This window comes from Capnocytophaga canis (assembly GCF_000827555.1).
Lineage (GTDB): Bacteria > Bacteroidota > Bacteroidia > Flavobacteriales > Flavobacteriaceae > Capnocytophaga > Capnocytophaga canis.
This window is the reverse complement of sequence record NZ_CDOI01000198.1, coordinates 1-3,420: the sequence shown is the minus strand read 5'-3', so window position 1 is coordinate 3,420 and position 3,420 is coordinate 1. Positions and strand designations below refer to the sequence as shown.

1 pseudogene is annotated in these 3,420 nt (G+C 37.5%); it reads right to left on the bottom strand.

From position 1 onward, the window contains the following. Nucleotides 1-3,420: pseudogene (locus CCAND38_RS12035) on the bottom strand (hypothetical protein); the annotation flags it as partial.

Here is a 3,420-nt window from a genome sequence, read left to right as displayed (position 1 = left end):
TTTGTGGCGTAGCTACCGTAAAGGCAGGAGAAGGCTTAACTGTTACCGTTACGGTTTGTGTAGCCTCACAGCCGTTGGTTCGTCTTACAGTTAGAGTATAAGTTACGGTAAGCGGTGCCGAAAGACTTGATCCTGAATAGGTGAAAATTGGATTCTTCACAACAGCACTTGATAAATAAGCCAAAGCTCCCGGTGTTACTGCTTCCCACTTATAATCCTCATAATCAGAAGCCTCTACGTTATAAACAATTTGTTGTCCTACTCCTTCGCAAACCTGGAAATCAGACACCAAACCTGTTATTTTCGTAGGTGCTTCGATGATTTTTTCCAAATCCTCATTACATAAACAAGGATTCGACGAACTTCTAATTGCCAAATGCAAACGGCATAGTTTATCCTGTGACAATAAAATTTGAAGCGTTTGCTGTACAGAAGTTGTGTTTGCGGGAACACTCAAATTAGTAAGCGTAAAATCCTGTACCTTTTCAGCATCAGAGACATTTCCGCTATTATCAACATCATCAAACAAGGTTACCACTAAATTTCCTGTATAAGCAACGCTAGATGTATTCTCTATCTTGTAAGTTATGTTTACTCTTTCTTTATTGCTTTCTACGGACGAAGTAAACTGAATATCCTTAATTCTAAGTTCCGCTCGATCCATTGGAATAACCACTTCGCCACGCTGACGGGAAGTTTCAACAGTTATTGAAGGGCAATTCATTGCTCCACATGGTATTCCACTTACTTTATCAACTGTATAATACTTTAACTTTTGAGTTACTGCACAATTTTCAATTACAAAATTCGCTTTTTGACGTACTTCAATAGTATAGGTAAAGAAATTTGTGTCTTGCATACCCGCAGGAATTGCAATATGTAACTCGGTTTCTCCATCTCCAACAGAGGTAATAGGAGTAGTTGCTAAAACAGGATCAGAAAAAGTAGCTCCAACATTTTTTCCTGTTGCTACAAACGTATCCGGTACGTATTCAAACCCTTTCGGGATACGTACGATCACCTCTCCACCTGGTTGAGTTTCTACAAAAGATGTGGCTCCTGGCTCTCTTGTAATAACATGTTTTCCTTCAAATTTAGCAAATGAAGGAGGTGAAAGAGCCAAACCAACGCAGTAGTTAGCATTACCGCTAAGTTTTTTCAAAACATTATCTACCTTGTATTGATTGGAAACTACACCAATTATACCTGCCGTAATCACTGTATTTTTGTCTCCCTCCACTTCATTACCACAAATATTGAATCCAGTCATGTCTACATCAAAAGACGAACCTGAAACAAAATCGCAATCGGGTTGAACATTAAAGGCTACTCCCACACGTCGGTTATTTTCAGTACCTTCAGCAATACTTCCTGGTAATATATTTCCTGCTGCTACAACTCCTGAAAGGTCATAGGTTATCAAATTACCATTTACCGAAGGTGTTAACGTATAATTATTGGAAGAACCATACGGATAGGTTACCACAAAATCCGAAATCAATAGCCCTGCTTCTTTAACAATAACCACTTTAGGTTTTTCAATGTTTCCTTCCCCCGCACTATTAATGATATATTTATAAGGTGTTTTTGAACACATTGCAATCGTATTCGAATTGCCTCCCACACCTGGATTAGTGTTTTCGGGAGTAATCTGTATCACACTTTGTACCACATTGAGTGTATAAGTTACCTTGTTTTCATTACAAGTATGCTGATACCCTCTTATAGGATACTCGGAACAATTCCAACCTGCATATACATCAAAAGACGTATCGGCACAATTGGTCATTTCAAATCTGATTTTATACTTCTTCTTAGCCCCTTTAGCCAAACCAGCTTGACTCAAAAAGAACATAGACTCACCAGAAATACCCGTTTGACGGAGAACTGGTATATTAGTATTGGAATCAATTAATTCTAACACTTTAACTCCTTGTATATCCGGAATTGACAACCAAGTATAAGGAGCATCCGTCAAACTGGAATTATTTAACTCTACCTCTACTTCTTGTTGCTTGGTGTTTACACGAAGTGTAAGGGGAGTTACAGAAGTTAATGCAACACCTGGTTTTTCAGAATAACGCAAGATTCCTTCCAATTTTTTATTTTCAACTTTTTCTCCTCCATTTGCTGCATAATGGTAATAATAATCGTAGTAATTAATCTCAGCTTTTGCTTTTTCAGTATTATCAGTTTTTGAACCACACGAAGCTTGAAGCGTAACTTTTAAAGTAGCATTATAATCATTCTCAACGGAAATTTCACCTGCGTGAAGATGTTGAGGATTATTTCTGTCAGTAGGGTTGGTAAAAGTATACACCTTATTAGTTCCATTGTCGGTTGATGAAAAATAACTTGTAATATCCTTGTAACCAGAAACTACGTGAGCGTCTTTTTGTCTAAACTCGTATTCGATTTTAACGATTTTATAAGAGCTGGGATAAGTCAGCTTAATATCTTTTATCAAACGACCAGGGCGAAACTCTTGAGAAAAATAAGTTCCTGCTGTATTTGACCTACGTGCCATATACACTTGGTTAGCTCCGATGGCTGTTTCTACACACCCTTTTATATTATAGGTGTTTGTTCCCAACAACTCATAAGTCCCTGCTACATAAAATGTTGGTATTTGTTTCATACCACAATATTTTTTATCAGTAGCGTGCGTATAAAAGTAAGATTCGTTAGATGATTGAACATCATAAGCTGTATTTTTAGAACCTGCACCACTGGTAAGTTGATATGTAGCTACAACTTTAAATTGGTCACCATTTCTCATCTTATCAGATGGTAAGTAAGGCGTTAGATTCCATAAAAATCCAGTATCTTCGCTACTCCAATTTTCTGTCGACTTAATTGGGAATGTACTGTTCGCCTGTAAGGTTTGATTTACTATTTCAACACCTCCACGCATGATGGTAAACTTCAAACTTTTTGGCATCAAACGAGTTCCTTTTTTCACTTCCCAATGGTAGTAAAGATCATTAAAATTCCCTTGAGCTTCACCTTCGGCAGTAACTTCAATATCATCTAAATACAAGGCTCGTGATAACTCCAACTCATTGGTGTAATCGCTACGCTGCATTCGTTCATTCATTGTCCAATCTTTCCACCCATAGGAATTCTCAGCTCGTTCAGTTTTCGTGCTTACCATACGAGGTGCATTATTACAGCCAGTATCAGGACAATCATAGGCTATCTGTTTTTTACTACAAACAAACTCCATAGCGTACTGATGTGATTTTCCATAACTATCTATATGATATATAGTATATTCAATCTCTCCAGAATTAACACCAGTACAACTTACTAATTCCAAATCAAAAGCAATATATCCCTTTTCCCACGTAGTAGAAGTAAACGTATGAGAAAATGTTGTTCCAGCCGCCACATCTGGTAAATCAACCTTTATGGCAGGGT